Origin of the sequence: Burkholderia dolosa (assembly GCF_902499135.1) — a bacterium.
GTDB lineage: Bacteria > Pseudomonadota > Gammaproteobacteria > Burkholderiales > Burkholderiaceae > Burkholderia > Burkholderia dolosa.
Map to the genome: position 1 here is coordinate 79,019 of NZ_CABVPR010000008.1, position 18,487 is coordinate 97,505.

Annotated in this window: 17 protein-coding genes; 7 read left to right on the top strand and 10 right to left on the bottom strand. The window is 67.4% G+C overall.

All coding sequences use genetic code 11. The annotated features are described in order from the left end of the window. Nucleotides 1-14: 14 nt before the first annotated feature. From BUB20358_RS06065 to ehuR, 7 genes are all read right to left on the bottom strand, one after another. Nucleotides 15-1,493 carry an NAD-dependent succinate-semialdehyde dehydrogenase gene (locus tag BUB20358_RS06065; protein ID WP_035975468.1) on the bottom strand — a complete coding sequence of 493 codons (1,479 nt, stop codon included), beginning with the start codon at nucleotides 1,491-1,493 and terminating at the stop codon, nucleotides 15-17. A gap of 123 nt (nucleotides 1,494-1,616) precedes the next feature. Next, nucleotides 1,617-2,087, bottom strand: a complete 471-nt coding sequence (locus tag BUB20358_RS06070; RefSeq protein ID WP_006767047.1) for an Lrp/AsnC family transcriptional regulator — start codon at nucleotides 2,085-2,087, stop codon at nucleotides 1,617-1,619. Between the two features lies 1 nt (nucleotide 2,088). Further along, nucleotides 2,089-3,120, bottom strand: a complete 1,032-nt coding sequence (gene doeB / locus BUB20358_RS06075) for a N(2)-acetyl-L-2,4-diaminobutanoate deacetylase DoeB (protein ID WP_006767046.1) — start codon at nucleotides 3,118-3,120, stop codon at nucleotides 2,089-2,091. Nucleotides 3,121-3,124: 4 nt separating this feature from the next. After that, nucleotides 3,125-4,333 (bottom strand): ectoine hydrolase DoeA, encoded by a 1,209-nt coding sequence (gene doeA / locus BUB20358_RS06080; protein ID WP_006767045.1) that lies wholly within the window; start codon nucleotides 4,331-4,333, stop codon nucleotides 3,125-3,127. Nucleotides 4,334-4,343: 10 nt separating this feature from the next. Then, nucleotides 4,344-5,348, bottom strand: coding sequence for a cyclodeaminase (locus BUB20358_RS06085; RefSeq protein ID WP_035975467.1), 1,005 nt, complete (start codon nucleotides 5,346-5,348; stop codon nucleotides 4,344-4,346). A gap of 1 nt (nucleotide 5,349) precedes the next feature. Continuing rightward, a complete protein-coding gene (gene eutB, locus BUB20358_RS06090) occupies nucleotides 5,350-6,315 on the bottom strand; it encodes a hydroxyectoine utilization dehydratase EutB (protein ID WP_035975465.1) in 966 nt (321 codons plus the stop codon). A gap of 107 nt (nucleotides 6,316-6,422) precedes the next feature. Continuing rightward, the gene (ehuR, locus tag BUB20358_RS06095; protein ID WP_006767042.1) at nucleotides 6,423-7,835 is read right to left on the bottom strand and encodes a MocR-like ectoine utilization transcription factor EhuR; all 1,413 of its coding nucleotides are present in this window, start codon (nucleotides 7,833-7,835) and stop codon (nucleotides 6,423-6,425) included. A 435-nt stretch (nucleotides 7,836-8,270) separates the two neighbouring features. Here ehuR and BUB20358_RS06100 point away from each other — a divergent pair, with 435 nt between their 5' ends. The 6 genes from BUB20358_RS06100 to BUB20358_RS06125 all read left to right on the top strand — a co-directional run bounded on the left by BUB20358_RS06100 (nucleotide 8,271) and on the right by BUB20358_RS06125 (nucleotide 14,246). After that, entirely contained in the window at nucleotides 8,271-8,750 is a 480-nt protein-coding gene (locus BUB20358_RS06100) for a MarR family winged helix-turn-helix transcriptional regulator (RefSeq protein WP_006767041.1), read from the top strand. Continuing rightward, nucleotides 8,747-10,909 carry an FUSC family protein gene (locus BUB20358_RS06105; RefSeq protein ID WP_006767040.1) on the top strand — a complete coding sequence of 721 codons (2,163 nt, stop codon included), beginning with the start codon at nucleotides 8,747-8,749 and terminating at the stop codon, nucleotides 10,907-10,909. Before BUB20358_RS06100 ends, BUB20358_RS06105 begins: the two co-directional genes overlap by 4 nt. 34 nt (nucleotides 10,910-10,943) lie before the next feature. Beyond that, the gene (locus BUB20358_RS06110; RefSeq protein ID WP_006767039.1) at nucleotides 10,944-11,156 is read left to right on the top strand and encodes a DUF1656 domain-containing protein; all 213 of its coding nucleotides are present in this window, start codon (nucleotides 10,944-10,946) and stop codon (nucleotides 11,154-11,156) included. Nucleotides 11,157-11,161: 5 nt separating this feature from the next. Next, nucleotides 11,162-12,145 (top strand): efflux RND transporter periplasmic adaptor subunit, encoded by a 984-nt coding sequence (locus BUB20358_RS06115; protein WP_006767038.1) that lies wholly within the window; start codon nucleotides 11,162-11,164, stop codon nucleotides 12,143-12,145. Further along, entirely contained in the window at nucleotides 12,142-13,656 is a 1,515-nt protein-coding gene (locus BUB20358_RS06120) for an efflux transporter outer membrane subunit (protein ID WP_006767037.1), read from the top strand. The genes BUB20358_RS06115 and BUB20358_RS06120 overlap by 4 nt, the downstream gene beginning before the upstream one ends. Before the next feature lie 164 nt (nucleotides 13,657-13,820). Next, complete coding sequence (locus BUB20358_RS06125) at nucleotides 13,821-14,246, top strand: TOBE domain-containing protein (protein ID WP_035975464.1); 426 nt, start codon at nucleotides 13,821-13,823, stop codon at nucleotides 14,244-14,246. Between the two features lie 401 nt (nucleotides 14,247-14,647). Here BUB20358_RS06125 and BUB20358_RS06130 read toward each other — a convergent pair whose 3' ends face one another. The 3 genes from BUB20358_RS06130 to BUB20358_RS06140 form a co-directional block, all read right to left on the bottom strand. After that, nucleotides 14,648-15,301 (bottom strand): ProQ/FinO family protein, encoded by a 654-nt coding sequence (locus BUB20358_RS06130; RefSeq protein ID WP_006767035.1) that lies wholly within the window; start codon nucleotides 15,299-15,301, stop codon nucleotides 14,648-14,650. 511 nt (nucleotides 15,302-15,812) lie between these two features. Then, nucleotides 15,813-16,304, bottom strand: coding sequence for a flavodoxin family protein (locus BUB20358_RS06135; protein ID WP_006767034.1), 492 nt, complete (start codon nucleotides 16,302-16,304; stop codon nucleotides 15,813-15,815). A 202-nt stretch (nucleotides 16,305-16,506) separates the two neighbouring features. Further along, the gene (locus BUB20358_RS06140) at nucleotides 16,507-17,160 is read right to left on the bottom strand and encodes a TetR/AcrR family transcriptional regulator (RefSeq protein ID WP_006767033.1); all 654 of its coding nucleotides are present in this window, start codon (nucleotides 17,158-17,160) and stop codon (nucleotides 16,507-16,509) included. 83 nt (nucleotides 17,161-17,243) lie between these two features. Between BUB20358_RS06140 and BUB20358_RS06145 the strand changes: the two genes are divergently transcribed. Continuing rightward, nucleotides 17,244-18,359 (top strand): MBL fold metallo-hydrolase, encoded by a 1,116-nt coding sequence (locus BUB20358_RS06145; protein WP_035976040.1) that lies wholly within the window; start codon nucleotides 17,244-17,246, stop codon nucleotides 18,357-18,359. The last annotated feature ends 128 nt before the right edge of the window (nucleotides 18,360-18,487 follow it).

Here is an 18,487-nt window from a genome sequence, read left to right on the forward strand (position 1 = left end):
CTCCTTTGAATGGGTCAGGCCGTCGCCGCGACGGGCAGGCCGAGATTGCCGAGGCAAAAGTATTTGGTTTCGGTGAACGGCTCGAAGCCTTCGGTGCCGCCTTCGCGGTCGAGACCCGATGCCTTCATTCCGCCGAACGGAATCGGTGCGCCGGTGAACTTCACGCCGTTGACCGACACCATCGCGAAGTCGAGCCGCCGCACGAGCTGGAAGATCGTGTCGATGCGCGTCGCGCACACGTATGCGGCGAGTCCGTACTCCGTGTCGTTCGCTTTCCGTACGACTTCATCGAGCGTGTCGAACGCGCTGACGGCCGAGATCGGCGCGAAGTTCTCCTCGTCGTACACGCGCATGCCGGGGGCGGCGTCGGCGATCACGGTCGGCTCGTAGAACCACCCGCCGAGCGCGTGCGGCCGCCCGCCGGCAACGATGCGTGCGCCGCGCGCACGTGCGTCGTCGACGCGCGCGACCGTCGCATCGAATGCCGCCTGATGCATCAGCGGCCCGACGTCGACGCCCGACTCGAATGCGGCGCCGACCTTCAGTTCGCGCACCGCGTGCGCATAACGCTCGACGAATGCGTCATAGAGCGGCCGCGCGACGAAGATCCGGTTCGCCGCGCAGCAGTCCTGGCCCGACGTCTGGAACTTCGCGCCGACGGCAATCCGCACCGCGTCGTCGACGTCCGCGTCGTCGGTCACGATGAACGGCGCGTTGCCGCCCAGCTCGAGCGCAATCTTGCGGATGCCCGCGCGCGCGGCGACTTCCGTCACGAGGCGGCCGACGCGCGTCGACCCGGTGAAGCTGACCGCGCGCACGCGCGGATCGCCGACGAGCGTCTCCATCGCCATCTGCGGCTCGCCGAGCACGACGTTGAACACGCCCGCGGGAAAACCGGCTTCGTCCGCGAGCTGCGCGAGCGCGAGCGCCGAGAACGGCGTCTCGTGCGCGGGCTTCACGACGGTCGTGCAGCCGATCGCGATCGCAGCGGCCGCCTTGCGCGTGATCATCGCGGCCGGGAAATTCCACGGCGTGATCAGCGCGGCGACGCCGACCGGCTCCATCACGGTGCCCAGATGCGCGCCGTCGATGTGCGTCGGGATCGTGCGGCCTGCCGCGCGCTTCGCCTCGTTCGCGAACCATTCGACGAAGCTTGCCGCATAGCGGATCTCGCCGCGCGCTTCGGCGAGCGGCTTGCCCTGCTCCAGTGCGAGCAGCGCAGCGAGGTCTTCGAGATGACGCAGGATCAGTGCATGCCAGCGCAGCAGCGCGGCACTGCGCACGGCCTGCGGCGTCCAGCGCCACGTGTCGAACGCGCGCTGCGCGGCGTCGACCGCCGCGACGATCTGCTCGCGTTCGAGCATCGGCACATGGCCGATCACGGCCTGATCGGCCGGGTTCACGACGGCGACCGTCGCGGCACTGTCGCTGTGGATCCAGCGACCGTCGACGTAGCAGGTCGACTTGAACAGAACGGGGTGTCCGGGCAGCATGCTGCGTCTCCTTTTTTCGGTGGGCACGAGCATCATTCTGTCGTGCCGCCGCGCGCGGAAATTTCGGTTTGCACGGCCCGAACTTGCGGTTTTTTCCGTATTGCGCGGCGCCCGCGCGAAGTTTCATTGCCAGTCCGGCGCACCGCCCGGCTCGCACTTCACGACCTTCGTCACGATGTACGTGAAGTAGCGTTCGATGCCGAGGTCCTCCATCAGCAATGCATCGATGAAGCGCTGGTAGTGATCGATGTCGCGCGCGACCACGTGCAGCACGTAGTCGACGCCGCCGCCCGTCGCGTAGCACTGCGCGACCTCGGGCGCCGCGCTCACGCGCTGCTCGAAGCGCCGCATGTCGTGCGCGGTGTGACGCGACAGCGTCACCTCGACGACGATGCGGCTGCCCGAGAACGTGCCGACCCAGTCGACGTCCGCGCGATAGCCGCGGATTACGCCGCTTTCCTCGAGCTTGCGCACGCGCTCCCACGCGGGCGAGATCGACAGGTTCACGGCCTCGGCGAGCTTCGATTTCGTGATGCGCCCGTCGCGCTCGAGGATGCGCAGGATCGCGAGATCGTATCGGTCCAGCTTGATCACGTCAGGCAGCCACGGGGATGTTGCGTTCGACGATGTCCGCGACCACCGCGATCGTGTCGCCGGCCTGCACGATGCCGGGGAAATGCCGCGCGGCGAGCAACCCGCGCCGCCGCGCGACGTACTCGATCGGCGCGACGCCGGTGCGGTCGATGTCGTGCACGCGCGCGAGCACGTCGCCGGCTTCGACCTCGGTGCCCAGATCGCAACACATCTCGAGCAGCCCGCGATGCTCGCTCGTCGTGAAGCACGAGCCGTCCGGCATGTCGAGCAGCGTCGTCGTGCGCGGCGCCGCGCGCACGCCGTCGCCGTCGTGCTTCGCGATCACGCCCGCATGCGCGAGGAAGCCGCGCACGCCGCGCTCCGCGATCGCGACGCTCGCCGCCGTCGACGTGCCGCCGCCGCCGAGTTCGGTCGACACGAACACCTTGCCGGCCTCTTCGGCAGCGGTGTCGTAGAGGCCGACGTTGTCGAGTTCCAGCATCCGCATCGAGTACGGCGCGCCGAATGCGCGCATCGCGCGTTCGCAGCGCGCTTCCTGCTCGCGATCGGCGAGCACGTGAATCGCGGCGAACGGCACGAAGTCGAGCGTGCGCCCGCCCGCATGAATGTCGAGCACGTGCGTCGCGAGCGGCAGCAGATGGCGCTGAAAGTAGTCGGCGATCTTCTCGGTCACGGTGCCGTCGGGCCGCCCCGGAAAGCTGCGATTCAGATTGCCGGCGTCGATCGGCGACGTGCGCGAGCCCGCGCGGAACGCCGGGTAGTTCATGAACGGCACGATGATCACGCGGCCCGTCACGTCCGCGGCCTTCAGCGAACCGGCGAGCTTCGCGAGCGCGACCGGCCCTTCGTATTCGTCGCCGTGATTGCCGCCGGTAAGCAGCGCGGTCGGCCCGTCGCCGCGCTTCACGACCGTCACCGGAATCATTACCGCGCCCCACGCGGAATCGTCGCGCGAGTACGGCAGCTTCAGGAAGCCGTGCTGTTCGCCGTCCGCATCGAAGTCGACGGTCGGCGTGATCGGAGAGGCTCGCATCGTGCTACTCCTTCACGAACAGCTTGCGCGGCGTGTTGCAGAACGTCTCGACACCGGTGTCGGTGATCAGGATGCTTTCGGTAATCTCCAGCCCCCAGTCGTCGAGCCACAGGCCCGGCATGAAATGGAACGTCATGCCGGGTTCGAGCACCGTGCGGTCGCCCGGGCGCAGGCTCATCGTGCGCTCGCCCCAGTCGGGCGGATAGCTCGCGCCGATCGGATAGCCGCAGCGGCTGTCCTTCTCGATGCCCGCGCGGCGCAGCACCGCGAAGAACGCGTTCGCGATGTCCTCGCACACGTTGCCCGGTTTCGCGGCCGCGAGCCCGGCCTCGATGCCTTCGACGACCGCGCGCTCCGCTTCGATGAAGTGCGCGGGCGGCTTGCCGAGATAGACGGTGCGCGACAGCGGGCAGTGATAGCGGCGATAGCAGCCGGCGATCTCGAAGAACGTGCCCGCGCCGCGCGCGAACGCGGTGTCGTCCCACGTCAGGTGCGGCGCGGCCGCGTCGGCGCCGGTCGGCAGCAGCGGAACGATCGCCGGATAGTCGCCGCCGAAGCCGTCCACGCCGCCGATGCCGGTCGCATAGATCTGCGCGACGAGATCGCTCTTCTTCATCCCGGGCTCGATCGTCTCGACGATATGCTCGTGCATCCGCTCGACGATGCGTGCGGCGACGCGCATGTACTCGATCTCGCGCGGCGACTTCACCGCGCGCTGCCAGTTCACGAGCGCGGTCGCGTCGACCCAGCGCGCGGCCGGCAGATGCTTCTGCAACGACGCGTACGCCGCCGCGCTGAAGTAGTAGTTGTCGAGCTCGACGCCGATGCGCAGCGTGCTCCAGCCGCGCGCCGCGATCACGTCGGTCGACAGGTAATCCATCGGATGGCGCGCCGTCGACTGCACATAGTGATCGGGATAGCCGACGATGTTCTCGTGCGCCATGAACGCAGTGCGCTTCGCGCCGTTCGCGTCCTGGCCGCGGCCGAACCAGACGGGTTCGCCGTCCATCGCGAGCAGCACGCACTGATGCACGTAGAACGACCAGCCGTCATAGCCGGTCAGCCAGCCCATGTTGGTCGGATCGGTGACGATCAGCAGGTCGATGCCGGCCCGCTGCATCGCCGCGCGCGTCTTCGCGATGCGCGCCGCATATTCGCTGCGCGCGAACGCGAGGCGCGGCGCGGCTTCATGGGTTTCGATGACTGCGGACATCTGTCTCCTCTCAGGTCGTGAGGTCGTTGTGAAAAATCGTCCCCGCCGCCGCCGCACGCGCACGTTCGAGCGCGAGCACGGCGATGGCGGTGTCCTGCGCGCCGGTTCCGGTCAGGTCGCAGACGGTGATGTCGTCGCGGTGCGTGCGCCCGTCGCTGCGGCCGGCGATCACGTCGCCGAGTTCGGGAAACACTGCGTCGGCCGGCACCGCGCCGGCAGCGATCGCATGCCGCAGTTCGCCGACGACGCGCGTTTGCTGCAGACGGTCGCAGAAGTAGCGCGCGACGCCGAACACGGATGGCGCGAGCTCGGTCTTGTACTCGGCATCGGAGCCCATCGCCGTCACGTGCAGCCCCGGATGCAGGTCTTGCGCGTGGACGAGCGGCTCGCGGCTCGGCGTCGTCGTCACCGCGATGTCGGCGTCGGCCAGCGCCGCATGCACCGACGGCGCAACGATCGCATCGATGCCGTGCGCTTCGCGCACATCGGACGCGAAGCGTGCGGCACGCGCGGCGTCGCGCGCCCAGATCGTCACGTGCGTGATCTCGCGCACGAGCATCAGCGCGTCGAGCTGCAGCCGCGCCTGCTCGCCCGCGCCGACGATCGCCGCGCGGTGCGCATCGGCGCGCGCGAGCCGGCGCGCGGCGACCGCGCCGGCCGCCGCGGTGCGCACGGCGGTCAGATAGCCGTTGTCGAGCAGCACGGCCTCGGTCAGGCCGGTGCGTGCGGACAGCACGAGCATCAGCCCGTTCAGGCTCGGCAGACCGAGCGACGGATTGTCGAAGAAGCCGGGGCTCACCTTGATCGCGAAGCTGTCGAAGCGCGGCAGGTACGCCGTTTTCACATCGACTTCGCCGTGCCGCTCCGGCAGCGCGAGATTCAGGATCGGCGGCATCGCGACGGCTTCGGTCGCCAGCGATGCAAACGCGGCTTCGACCTGGTCGATCGCCGCGAGATCGAGCGGCACGAGTGCGCGCAGTTGCGCGCGTCCGAGCAGCGTAACGGGATGGGCCATGTCAGTTCTCCGAGACGAGCCGCCGATGCACGGCCATGTCGATGTTCGCGCCGCTCACGACCACGACGATCGGCCCGTCGCCGCGCGCGATCCGTTCGTCGAGCAGCGCCGCGATGCCGACCGCGCCGGCCCCTTCGACGACGAGGCGTTCGTCGCGATACGCGTGCGCGATGCCGCGCGCGATCGCGTCCTCGTCGAGCAGCACGACGTCGTCGGCCAGTGCGCGGGTCAGTGCGAACGTGTAGCGGTTGTCGACGCCGATGCCGCCGCCGAGCGAATCGGCGAGCGTCGGCAATTCGTCGACGTCGATCGGGCGACCGGCCGCGAGGCTCGCATACATTGCCGCACCGCGCGCCATCGATACGCCGATCGTCCTGATCGACGGCCGGATCGCCTTCGCGGCGAACGCGACGCCGCCGAACAGGCCGCCGCCCGACAACGGGATGACGAGCGTCGCGGCGTCGGGCAGCGCTTCGAGAATCTCGACGCCGATCGTCGCCTGGCCCGCGATGATGCGCGGATCGTCGAACGGCGGCACGTACGCGTAGCCGTCGTCACGCACGAGGCGCCGCGCTTCGGCCTGCGCGTCGTCCTGACTGTCGCCGGCGATCACGACGCGTGCGCCGAGCGCGGCAACCGCGTCGACCTTGTTCGCCGGCACGAGCGACGACATGCAGACAGCCGCTTCGATGCCGAGCGCGCGTGCGGCATGCGCGACCGCGCGGCCGTGATTGCCGGTCGATGCGGTGACGACCCGCGTCACGCGCTGCGCGGCGAGCTCAGCGAGCGCATGCGTGGCGCCGCGCAGCTTGAAGCTGCCGGTCGGCTGCAGCGTTTCGAGCTTCAGGTAGACGGGCGCGCCGACTTTCGCGGACAGCGCGGCGGATGCCACGAGCGGCGTGACGCTCGCATGCCCGGCAATGCGTTGGCGCGCGCGATAGACGTCGGACAGCGACAGGAAGGACATGAAACGCACGCCTCACGATTGATGTAGTGCGATCCAGTCTAATGTTCCAAATTGCGCTTTCGAATGTCCTGATACATTGCCGAGCGCTTTTGCGCGGCAACGGCGCTTCAGTGGAAATCGTGCACGTGCGGATACTGCTCGAACACGCCGGCGATCGTCTCGAGCGCGGCGTTGCACGCGGCGTCCGTCGTCTCCGCGCCGATGCACACGCGCACCGCGTTCGGCCGCTCGGTGCTGCCGACGAGAAACGGATCCGGCGACGTGACCGCGATCTTGCGCGACCGCAGCTCGCGCACGAGCCGGTCCGCCTGCCAGTAGTCGGGCACGCGCAGCCACGCGGACAGCGCGTTCGGATGAGCGCCGAGCACGTACGGCCCGAGCGCGGTTCTGACCATCTGCTGGCGCACCGCAAGCCGTCGGCGCTGCAGTTCGACGAGCCGGCGCGCGGTGCCGTCGGCGATCCAGCGCGTCGCGATCTCGGCGATCGGCGACGTCGCCATCCAGCTGCTCACGCGCAGCACGCTTTCGACGCGCAGCGCGAGCCGCCTCGGCATCGCGAGATAGCCGGTGCGCAATCCCGTCAGCACCGATTTCGTCATGCTCGTGCAGTAGAAGCCGAGTTCCGGGATCAGGCTCGCGATCGGCGTGCCCGTCTTCTCCGGCAGCGCGCCGTACACGTCGTCCTCGATCACGTAGACGCCGTAGCGCGCCGCGATGCGCGCAATCGAGCGCCGCCGCGAATCGGACATCATCGACACCGTCGGGTTGTTCAGCGTCGGCGTGCAGACGAGCGCGCTGATCCGCTCGCCGTCGCACATTTCCTCGAAATGTTCGGGACGGATTCCGTGCTCGTCCATCTCGAGCCCTTTCAGCGTAAACCCGAGCACGTTCGCGGAGCCGATCACGCCGTGATCGGTCAGGTTCTCGCACAGCACCGTGTCGCCGGGCCCGACGATCGACGCGAGCGCGAGAAAGATCCCGTGCGCGGCGCCGTTCGTGATCAGCAGCGACTCCGGATGCACCGGCATGTTCAGCGACGCGAGCCATGCGGCGCCGGCCTCGCGATGCGCGTCGAGCCCCGCGATCGGGCGGAACGAGCGGATCCATGGCTGGTCGTCGGCGGCGGCCAGCTGCGTGCACACGTCGCGCCACGCCGCGTCGTGCTCGGGCGTATGGACGATGCGCGCGATCGAGAAATCGACGAGTTCGCGCTCCGTCGTGTCGAGGATGTAGTTCGACATCGATTCGGTCACGCGCGCCGCCACGAAGCTGCCGCGTCCGACTTCGCAACGGATCAGCCCCTGCCGTTCGAGCTCCTTGTATGCGTTGGTCACCGTCTGCACGCTGACGCCGAGGCTCGACGCGACGTCGCGCTGCGGCGCAAGCCGCGCGCCCGGCGCGAGCACGCCGCTTTCGATGTCGGTGGCGATCGCCTTCACGAGCCGCTTGTATTTCGACTCGATCCCATGCACGGCGCCGATCGCGTCGTGCCAGCGTGCCGATACTTCGGTCCGTCCCATCTCGCTGTCTCCGTCGTTGCTCCCGCATGGTCGCTCAGAAAGACACCCGAAAAATATTGTCCTAGTGCAATCGCGCGCGAAAGCAGCACGTTACGCGAGGAATGAAGCGGTGCATCGCGCGTGCCCGGTAGCCGGGCCGCCGCTACGTCCGCGTCGGTTGTCGTCGCGTCACGCGATTCGATTCGGGGAGCGATTCTTGCTCGGCAGCACGAGCTGCGCGGCGCGCCGGTTCTCGTCCGACCATTCGGTTCGGCTACGGTCGGCGACTCCGGTACGGGGCGCCGCCGCGCCGCCGCGCCGCCGCGCGATCGCTTGACCCACTGCGGCACGCCGCCTACATTGCCCGATACGGGGCGGCGCCGTGCGGCAGGCGACATCCGGACGGCAAAAAACGATAGTTTGCTATCGAACATCTTTGTGCCTATCATCTCGCCCATGACCAACCTGCACGATCTCCGCCTCGCCGTCAGCAGCCTGCTCGTGCTGTCCGCGCGCAAATGGCGCCGCACGAGCGACAGCGTGCTCACCGCGTACAACGTGTCGGAAGCGTGCGCGACGCCGCTGCTGATCGCCGGCCGTCTCGGCGAAGGCGTGCGCCAGGGCACGCTGGCGGAGTACGTCGGCATCGAAGGACCATCGCTGGTCCGGCTGCTCGACCAGTTGTGCGCGGCAGGGCTCGCGCGCCGCGACGAGGACCCGAACGATCGCCGCGCGAAGACGATCTCGCTGACGGCCGCCGGCCGCGCGGTCACCGCGAAGATGGAGGATGACCTGCGCACGCTGCGCGCACAGGTGCTCAAGGGCATCACGCGCGCCGATCTCGAAGCGACGCTGCGCGTGCTGAACGCGTTCAACGCGTCCGATGCGCAAGCGCCCGCATCGCGTCTGCCCGACGCTGCCGATTCCGCATCATGACGTTGCCGAGCATTCGCGACTGGCTGTTTTCGGGCAAGACCTTCGCCGCGTCGATGCTCGCGCTGTATCTCGGCCTGTATTTCCAGCTGCCGCGTCCGTACTGGGCGATGGCGAGCGTCTACATCGTGTCGAATCCGTTCGTCGGCGCAACGCGCTCGAAGGCGCTGTATCGCGCGCTCGGCACCGCACTCGGCGCGGCCGCCGCGATCCTGTTCGTGCCGCCGTTCGTCGAGACGCCGATCCTGTTCAGCATCATCGTCGCGACGTGGTGCGGCACGCTGCTCTATCTCGCGATCTCGGACCGCACCGCGCGCAGCTACGTGTTCATGCTCGCCGGTTATACGATGCCGCTCGTCGCGCTGCCGACGGTCACCGATCCTTCGACGATATTCGACGTCGCAATCGCACGCACCGAGGAAATCGTGCTCGGCATCGTCTGTGCGAGCGTGGTCGGCAGCACCGTATTTCCGAACCGGCTCGCGCCGACGCTGATCGAGCGCACCGACGCGTGGTTCAAGGACGCTGCGTTCTACGGGCGCGAGACGCTGTCCGGCCACATTGCGGGCGAGGCGCTGTCCGCGTGCCGTCAGCGTCTCGCGGCGACCATCACCGGCCTCGAATTCCTGCTGAGCCAGTTGAGCTACGACCATGCGCATCCGCGCGTGCTCGCGCGTGCGCAGGCGCTCGCGGGCCGGATGCAGCTGTTTCTGCCGCTGATGTCGTCGCTCGCCGATCCGCTGATCGCGCTGATGCGCGACCTGCACGTGCGCCCCGCCGGCCTCGATGCGCTGCTCGCCGATGCGGCGAAATGGTTCGATGCGCCGCTGCCGGCGGTAAAGGCCGGCACCGACGGCGACATGGCGCACGATCCGGTCGCCGATCGTCTGCGCGAGCGCATCGTCGCGCTGCAGCCGGCCGACAGCGCGCTGACGAGCTGGGACGGCGCGCTGCTGTCGAACGCGCTGTGGCGCCTGCGCCAGGTCATCGACATCTGGCAGGACTGCCGGTCGCTGCGCGCGCTGATCGCGAACGAATCGGGCGTGTGGCAGCCGCGCTACCGGCACTGGCGGCTCGGCGGCACCGAGCGCTTCTTCGATCGCGGGATGATGCTGTTCTCGACGCTGACCGTCGTCGGCGCAATCGTGTTCGCGTGCTGGCTGTGGATCGAATCGGGCTGGCACGACGGGGCCGGCGCGGTGACGCTGGTCGCCGTCGCGTGCAGCTTCTTCGCGGCGCTCGACGAGCCTGCGCCGATGGTGTTCAAGTTCTTCCTCGCGACGGCCGCGAGCGTCGTGTTCGCGGGCCTGTACCTGTTCGCCGTGCTGCCGCACGTGCACGACTTCCCGATGCTCGTGCTGATGTTCGCGGGGCCGTTCATCCTGATCGGCACGCTGCTGCCGCGCCCGCAGTTCAACATGGTGACGATGCTCGTCGCGGTGAACACCGCGACCTTCATCAGCATCCAGAGTGCGTACGATGCCGACTTCTTCGTGTTTCTGAACAGCAATCTCGCGGGCGTCGCCGGGCTGCTGTTCGCGTTCGTGTGGACGCGCGCGACACGACCGTTCGGCGCGGAGCTCGCGGTACGGCGCCTGCTGCGCTCCGGTTGGGAAGACGTCGCGCGCTCGGCGTCGACGCAGCCGCTCGACGACCAGCGCAACCATGCATCGCGGATGCTCGATCGCGTCACGCAACTGCTGCCGCGCCTCGGCGCATCCGACGATCATCGCCACCCGTCGATCGAAAGCTTCCGCGATCTGCGCATCGCGCTGAACGCGCTGGACCTGCGCCGCGCGCGCCGGCGGCTCACCGGCGAGTTGCCGGCGGCGATCGATCGCGTGCTGGCCGGCGTCACCGAACACTACACGCGCTGCGCGGCGGCGAATGCACGCCAGCCTGCGCCGCCCGCGCTGCTCGCGTCGATCGACGACGCGCTGCATCGCGTGGCCGGCAGCAACTTGCCGCCCGCGGCACCGGCGAGCGGCGATGCGGCGCGCGCGGCACCGACCGCGCCAACTACGCCGCTTACGCCCCCGATTACGCCGATTACACACCGCAGGCTGCGCGAAACGCTGCACGCGCTCGTCGGCCTGCGCCTGTCGCTGTACCCGGCCGCAGCCGCGCAACCGCCGCACGTACCGGACGGAGCGTCGGCATGATCCGGCCTTTGCACCCGCTTCTGCGAGCCCGACCATGATCGGCGAAATCGACCTCTTCGGCGTATTCGTGCCGGCACCGCTCGTGCTGATGCTGATCGCCTACCTGATCAACATCGTCGTGCGCGGCGCGCTCGAGCGCATCGGCTTTTATCGGCTCGTCTGGCATCGCTCGATCTTCGACCTCGGCATCTACGTGTTCGTGTTCGCTGCCGTCGTGGTCGTATCCCACCATCTCGCGGCTACCTGACCAACGTGAAAAAGACCTGGCTCTCCGCAGGACAGATCCTGCTCACCCTGATCGTCGTCGTCGTGGCCGCGCTCGTGCTGTGGCGGATCGTCAACTACTACATGTTCTCGCCGTGGACGCGCGACGGCCACGTGCGCGCCGACGTGATCCAGGTCGCGCCGGACGTGTCGGGCCTCATCACGTCGGTGCAGGTTGCCGACAATCAGGAAGTCCGGCGCGGCCAGGTGCTGTTCGTGATCGACCAGGCGCGCTACGCGCTCGCGCAACGGCTCGCCGAGGCGACGCTCGCACAGCGCCGCGCGACGCTCGCGCAGGCCCGGCGCGAGTATGCGCGCAACATGCAGCTCGGCAATCTCGTCGCGAGCGAGCAGGTCGAGGAAAGCCGTACGCGCGTCGAGCAGGGCGAAGCGGCCGTCGCCGATGCGCAGGTGTCGCTCGACACCGCGAAGCTGAACCTGCAGCGCACGACAATCGTCAGTCCCGTCGACGGCTATCTGAACGATCGCGCGCCGCGCGTCGGCGAATTCGCGCCGGCCGGACGCGCGGTGCTGTCGGTCGTCGACCGCCAGTCGTTCCGCGTCGACGGCTACTTCGAGGAAACCAAGCTGCGCGGCATCCATATCGGCCAGCCCGTCGACATCGTCGTGATGGGCGAGCCGCATCCGCTGCGCGGCCACGTGCAGAGCATCGTCGCGGCGATCGAGGACCGCGACCGCACGCAAGGCGCGAACCTGCTGCCGAACGTGAACCCGGCCTTCAGCTGGGTGCGGCTTGCGCAGCGCGTACCGGTGCGCGTCGTGCTCGACGAGGTGCCCGACGACTTCCGGATGATCGCGGGCCGCACCGCGACCGTCGCGGTGCGTTCGCCCGACACGCGCGACAACGATCGTGCGAAGCCGGCCGTCGGCGCATCGGTTGCATCCGCAACGTCGTCCGCGGCAGCCGCGCCGACGTCGAGCGCCGCAAGCACGGCCGGAGCGTCGCAATGAAGCGGCGCGGCCTCCGGCTCGCGGCGACGCTCGCGCCGCTTGCGCTCGCACTCGGCGCATGCAAATCCGTCGGTCCCGACTATCGGCCGCCGCAACAGGCGTATGTGAATGCGCCGCTCGCGAATCACGCGCTCGACGACGCGAACGGCACGCTCGTCACGCACGATGCCGTGCCCGGCAACTGGTGGCAGCTCTACGACGATCCGGTGCTCGACGACCTCGTGCGCAGCGCGCTGAAGTCGAATACCGACCTGCGCGTCGCGGCAGCGAATCTCGCGCGTTCGCGCGCGGCGCTGGAAGTCGCGAACGAACAGAGCGGGTTCTCCGGGCGCGCGGAAGCCGCGGTGCAGCGCGCGCAGGAATCGGCCGAGCAGTATCTGCTCGAAAACAAGCTGCCGGTGGTCAACGAGGGCACGGTCGGGCTGAACGTGTCGTACGAATTGGACCTGTTCGGCAAGCTGCGGCGCGGCGTCGAGGCCGCGCGCGCGGACAGCGAGGCCGTGCAGGCTGCCGGCGATCTCGCGCGCATCACCGTCGTCGCGGACGTCGTGCGCGCATACGTCGAATCGTGCTCGGCCGGCGACGAGCTCGCCATCGCGAAGCAGTCGCTCGCACTGCAGCGGCAGCGCGTCGCGCTGTCGCAGCGACTGCGCGACGTCGGCCGCGGCAACCAGACCGACGTGACACGCGGCGTCACGCAGGTGCGCACGCTGTCGGCCGACATCCCGCGTTTCGAGAGCCGCCGCAAGATCGCGCAATACCAGCTTGCCGCGCTGCTCGCGCGCGCGCCGGCCGACCTGCCGAAAGCGGTCGTCGAATGCGAGCGGCTACCCAAGCTGCGCCAGCCGATCCCGATCGGCGACGGTGCGGCGCTGCTGCGTCGCCGCCCGGACGTGCGGGAAGCCGAGCGGCAACTCGCGGCCGCGACCGCGCGGATCGGCGTCGCGACCGCCGCGCTTTATCCGTCGGTCAGCATCGGCGCGTCGGCCGGCTCGGTCGGCGTCGCCGCGGACCTGTTCTCGTCCACGACGAATCGCTGGTCGTTCGGGCCGCTGATCAGCTGGACGTTTCCGGTGAACGGCCAGCGCGCGCGCGTACGCGAAGCCGAAGCGGCGACGGGCGGCGCGCTCGCGCACTTCGACGGGGTCGTGCTGAATGCACTGCGCGAAACGCAGTCGAGCCTCGCCACTTACGCGGCCGACGTGCAACGTGCGGACGCACTGCGCACCGCATATGAATCCGCACGCAGTTCCGCCGACGAAACGCATCGACTCTATGTCGCCGGCCGCGAGTCCTTCATTTCCGACCTCGATGCGACGCGGACGCTGACGAGCGTGCGTGCGCAAGTCGCGGCAGCCGAAGCTCAAGTTGCGGCCGATCAGGTGCGGTTGTTTCTCGCGCTCGGCGGCGGATGGGAGAACGGTGCACCGAGCGATGCGATGCAACAGGCGCCGACGCCGCGCGGGGCGACGCCGGCCGCAACGCCTGCTGCGAGCGGCCCGAGCAAGTAGACGCGACGCGCGGTTTCCGCTGACCTGGCGCACCGCGAAGAGTCGAAATACCGGGCGTCGCCGCTCGATTACGCAGCATGCTTCTTGCATCGACGGTAAACTCGTCCGCGATTTTTTGTCATTCGTTCGCCGCGACCGTGCGGCCCGTTTCCCGGAGAGTCACCATGCGAACCAGCGCCCGCAATCAGTTCGTCGGTCGAATCGCTGCCATCAAAGCCGGTGCCGTCAACGACGAAATCACGCTTCGTACACAGGACGGCCTCGAGATCGTCGCCGTGATCACGCACGGCAGCGCAGCAGCGCTCGGGCTCACGGTCGGCACGCACGCGTTCGCGCTCGTGAAGGCATCGTCGGTGATCGTGATGGTCGACGTCGACGGCAGCAAGGTGTCGGCCCGCAATTGCATCGTGGGCACCGTGTCGTCGGTCGCCAAAGGCGCGGTCAATTCGGAAGTGGTGATCAAGTCGGCTAGCGGCGCAGAAATCGCCGCGATCGTCACCAACGACAGCGTCGAGCGGCTCGGGCTCGCGAGCGGCAAGGCCGCGTCGGCGATGTTCAAGGCGTCGAGCGTGATCGTCGGCGTCGAGTGAACGCGGGTCGAGTGGCAACGGCGGGCCGCGTCGTGTCGCGCGTTCGCGTTCGCCTGCGCCGCACGGGCGTTGTCGCGATGTGACGCGCGCAATCTCTGTCAAAGCAGGATGCGCAGCCGAGCGATGAGTGATTGAGTGAACGCGTGATTATCGGTCGTCTTCCGTTCCACGTGGCAACGTCGCCAATGCATCGCGAGCATGTCGTCGCTGCGTCGATGAATCGGTTACGTCGGCGTCGCGCGTGTGTTCGGTGTCGGACGGTGGTCGCGCGCAGATCGGTCGCGTCGAGAGTAGGCGTCGTCGCGCAAGTGACCGGCAAGGAGATCGGCATGCGGCACGAACGCGGCATGCGCGGCGGGCAAGGTTCGCCGCCGCGCAGGTGCACGGCGGCGTCTAGCGTGTTACTCGCTCGCCGTCGTCTGCTGCTCGGCCGGCGATGCAGCGTCGGCCGGCGCCGGTGCATCCGCTTGCGGCGCGGCAGGGTCGGCCTGCTGCTCGGACTTCGGCGCCTGCTGCGCGCCCTTTGCCTGCTGCGCGGCGCCCTTGCCGGGGCGGCGCGCTTTCAGCCGACGTGCACGTGCGGCATCGTCGCGCGTCACGCGCCCTGCTTCGTTGCCGTTCAGATCGACACGCACCGCATCTTCGACGAGACACGACCAGTAGCGATTGCCGCGGCACCACGTCGACATTGCGTCGCGCAGCTCCGCTTCAGTCAGGCCGATCGACTGCGCGTCGCGAGCGAGATCTTCCCAGATGCCGACCTTCAGCGGCACTTTCGGCGCCGGATTCTTCGGGAACGCGCGCGGAAAGCGCCGCTGCAGCTTGCCGATCGCGACGACCACCGGATCGACCGGCGCCGACGGTTTCGCCGCCACGGGTTTTGCACCGGCCGACGCCTTCGGCCCTGCATTCGATTTGGCCCCGCGGGACGGCCGGTCGCCGGACTTCGGTTTCCCGCCGGCATCCGCTTGCGCGGCGGGCCGCTTCGCGTTGCGCTCCTGCTTGGCCTTTGCTGCGAGCTGCGCCCGCAATTCGGCAAGTTGTTCAAAACCCATAAATTCAATCCACCAGGAATATAAGGTGTGGTCGTGCAGTTGCTGCGCGCATCGACGTTGCTGCATCGTCTGCGGCCCGTCTGCCGCCGACGCACGACACCGCGTCACCGCATCGCGCCAACCGCTGTTTTCACGCACCCCGACACGATGCCGGACAAGGCAGGAGGGAAGTATACCGGTACGCGCGGCGGTCGGCTGACTCGGCGGTTCGTGTGTCGCGTCGTCGGGACGCGATAAATGCGTCCGCGCGGTCGTGTTTGCGGATTTGTTGGGCGATTTGTCAGGATGGCTTGCCGGGTAATGCGTGCTGCGCGCGTTTCGTCGGTTGTGGCCGGTTTGTCCGGTTTGGTTACGGGATCGCGGACAACGCCCGTGACGACCATGTGACCACTATTGAGATGAGTGCGATCGAGTACGTCAGCGCGTTTTCTGCGTCGGCTCAAGTTGTCGTCCGTGCGCGATCAACATGCACGTCGCCTCGTTCCGTCACGTTTCCGCGAGTGCGCGACGTTCAAAACACGCCCAGTGCAAGCCCGGCGGCCAGACCCGCGCCGATTTCCGCGCAGCGCGCCAGATCATCGGCAGCGATAGTCTTGGGCGCCAGGATGCGCTCCGGCGTTTGCGCATGGGTGCAGACGATCAAACCCGGCGCCACGTTCCTCAGCCGCCAGCCGGTCGCGATCCGCTCGATCTGCCGCAGCGCATTCTGCCCATCGCTGCCCGCACAGACCATCGCTGCGTACGGGCGCCCATTTATGCGATCCAGCGCTGCGTAATAACAGCGATCAAAGAAATCCTTCATCAGCCCCGACATCGCTGCGAGATTTTCCGGCGTGGCGAACAGGTATGCGTCGGCAGCCAGTACGTCCGTCGGGCTGGTCGCATCCGCGCGCTGCAACTTGACGTCGACGCCGGAGTGTTCGCGCGCGGCACGCGCGGCCGCTTCGGCCATTTGCTGCGTGCCGCCCGTCATCGTGTGGTAGACGATCAACAACGTCTTCATTCGTATTCATTCGCATTCGGCTTCGTGGCTTCGTGTCTGTGCGCTGGATACCCATTCGACTCCGCGCGCGTATGGTCTCCTCAGTTCGTTCTTGCTTCGTCGACTTCTCGACTTCTTTACGCGCCGATTCGCCGGTTCCCACCGCCACCCGTTTTCCCGAGATATCGACGCACGTTCGTACTTCACATGCGCCGTGTCGAAGTCACTCGTGCTTCGAATCGGGGATGCCGATGTCGCCAGCGCACGCGTAGCGCGCAAGAAACATGTCTGCAGCGGACTCAGCAACCGTCTGTTGCTCGCGTTCGTCGAGCGGCGGCTGCCCCATCGTTACCTGCGGCCAGAACGCGAACGCCTTGACGAGGCCATGCAGTTGATGCGCGGCGAATACCGGATCGGCAACCGACAGACGGCCAGCCGTCGCCGCCGCACGCACCCATGCCGTTACGTCCTCCTCGCGCTCGCCGAGACGTTGGACCATGTCACGCGCGCGTTCCGGCGAATGAATCGCCGCGCCGATCGCGACGCGAGCGAGCGCGAGAAACGCGTCACCATTCAGCAAGCGCAATTTGCGCTGAAGCAATGCGATCAGTTGCTCGCGGAGCGGCGTATCCGAACGATAGGCCGGCGCGCTACCCGTGCACGTGGCGTCCCATAACTGATGCAAGATCGCGGCAAACAGCGCTTCCTTTCCGGGGAAATGGTTGTAGACGGTGCGCTTTGACACGCCCGCTCGCGCGGCGATCCGGTCCATGCTGGTCGCGTCGTAGCCGGCTGCGAGAAACTCGTCGATTGCGGCATCGACAATGGCTGCGCGCTTTCGGTCGGTCAGCCGTTGAGGGGAAGAACTCGTATCCATGCTCGAAATTTTACACCGATGAGTTTACTTTCTTGCCAAACAAACTACACTAATTGGTGTACTTTTTATTGGGCACCTCGACGATGGCTTCTCCGCTCGTTTTCGTTCATCGTGTACTCGGCTTTGCTGCCGCTCGGCGTGGTCGGACATTGTCCGGCCAATCACCGCAGCATGACGGCAAGCGCTTCAGCAATGTTGCGCCGCGCCCGCAAGAAGGAATCGGCAAAATACTGCGGATCGCGTGGAACATGTTGTTCGATAAGCCGCGCGACACAGTGCCCACCGCTGCGTTACCGGTCGATTCTCTTACGCGCGCGCAGCTCGATGCGGCGCCCGATCACAGCCTGTACCGTCTCGGGCATTCCACGCTGCTGCTGAAACTGCGCGGTCGATTCTGGTTGACCGATCCCGTGTTTGCAGAGCGCGCTTCTCCATTTCGGCATATGGGTCCGAAGCGTTTCCATGCTTCGCCGATCACGCTCGAAGAGTTACCGCCACTGCGCGGGGTAATCCTGTCGCATGACCATTACGATCATCTTGATCGCGATACCGTAGTCGCGCTTGCAGCTACCACGGACTTGTTCGTCACGCCGCTGGGTGTCGGCGATCGTCTGATCGAATGGGGTATCGACGCAAGGAAAGTCCGCCAGCTCGACTGGTGGCAGAGCGTCGACGCGGATGGCCTGACGCTGACTGCAACTCCGGCACAGCACTTCTCTGGTCGGAGCTTGTTCGACGGAAACAGCACGTTATGGGCATCGTGGGTCATCGTCGACGACGACCTGCGCGTGTTCTTCAGCGGGGACACTGGTTACTTCGATGGATTCCGGATGATCGGCGAACGATTCGGCCCGTTCGATGTAACGCTGATGGAAACTGGCGCGTACGATACGCAATGGCCGTATGTGCATATGCAACCGGAAGAAACCGTGCAAGCGCACATCGATTTGCGCGGGCGCTGGCTGATACCGATTCATAACGGAACGTTCGATCTGGCGCGGCACCGATGGCAAGACCCGTTCGAGCGTGTCACGGCGCTGGCGATGGTGCGGGGTGTTGAATTGTCCACGCCACGGATGGGCGAACGACTCGACCTTAGCGCACCACACCGGGGAGAACGATGGTGGCGGACGGTGGATGAGCGCGCAAAGATGCCTACCTCGAAAGCACGTTGGCGACAGCCGTGTGCGTCGGAATAAAGTGAGAGACCCGTGCTCTCACGGGCCAGCGCGAAGCCGTCGCGTAAGACTAAATCGCGCGGCGAACTGCCGGTCGCGCTCGCTCAGCCAGCAGCGCCGTATCTAATATTTCCCGTGCCGTTCACCTT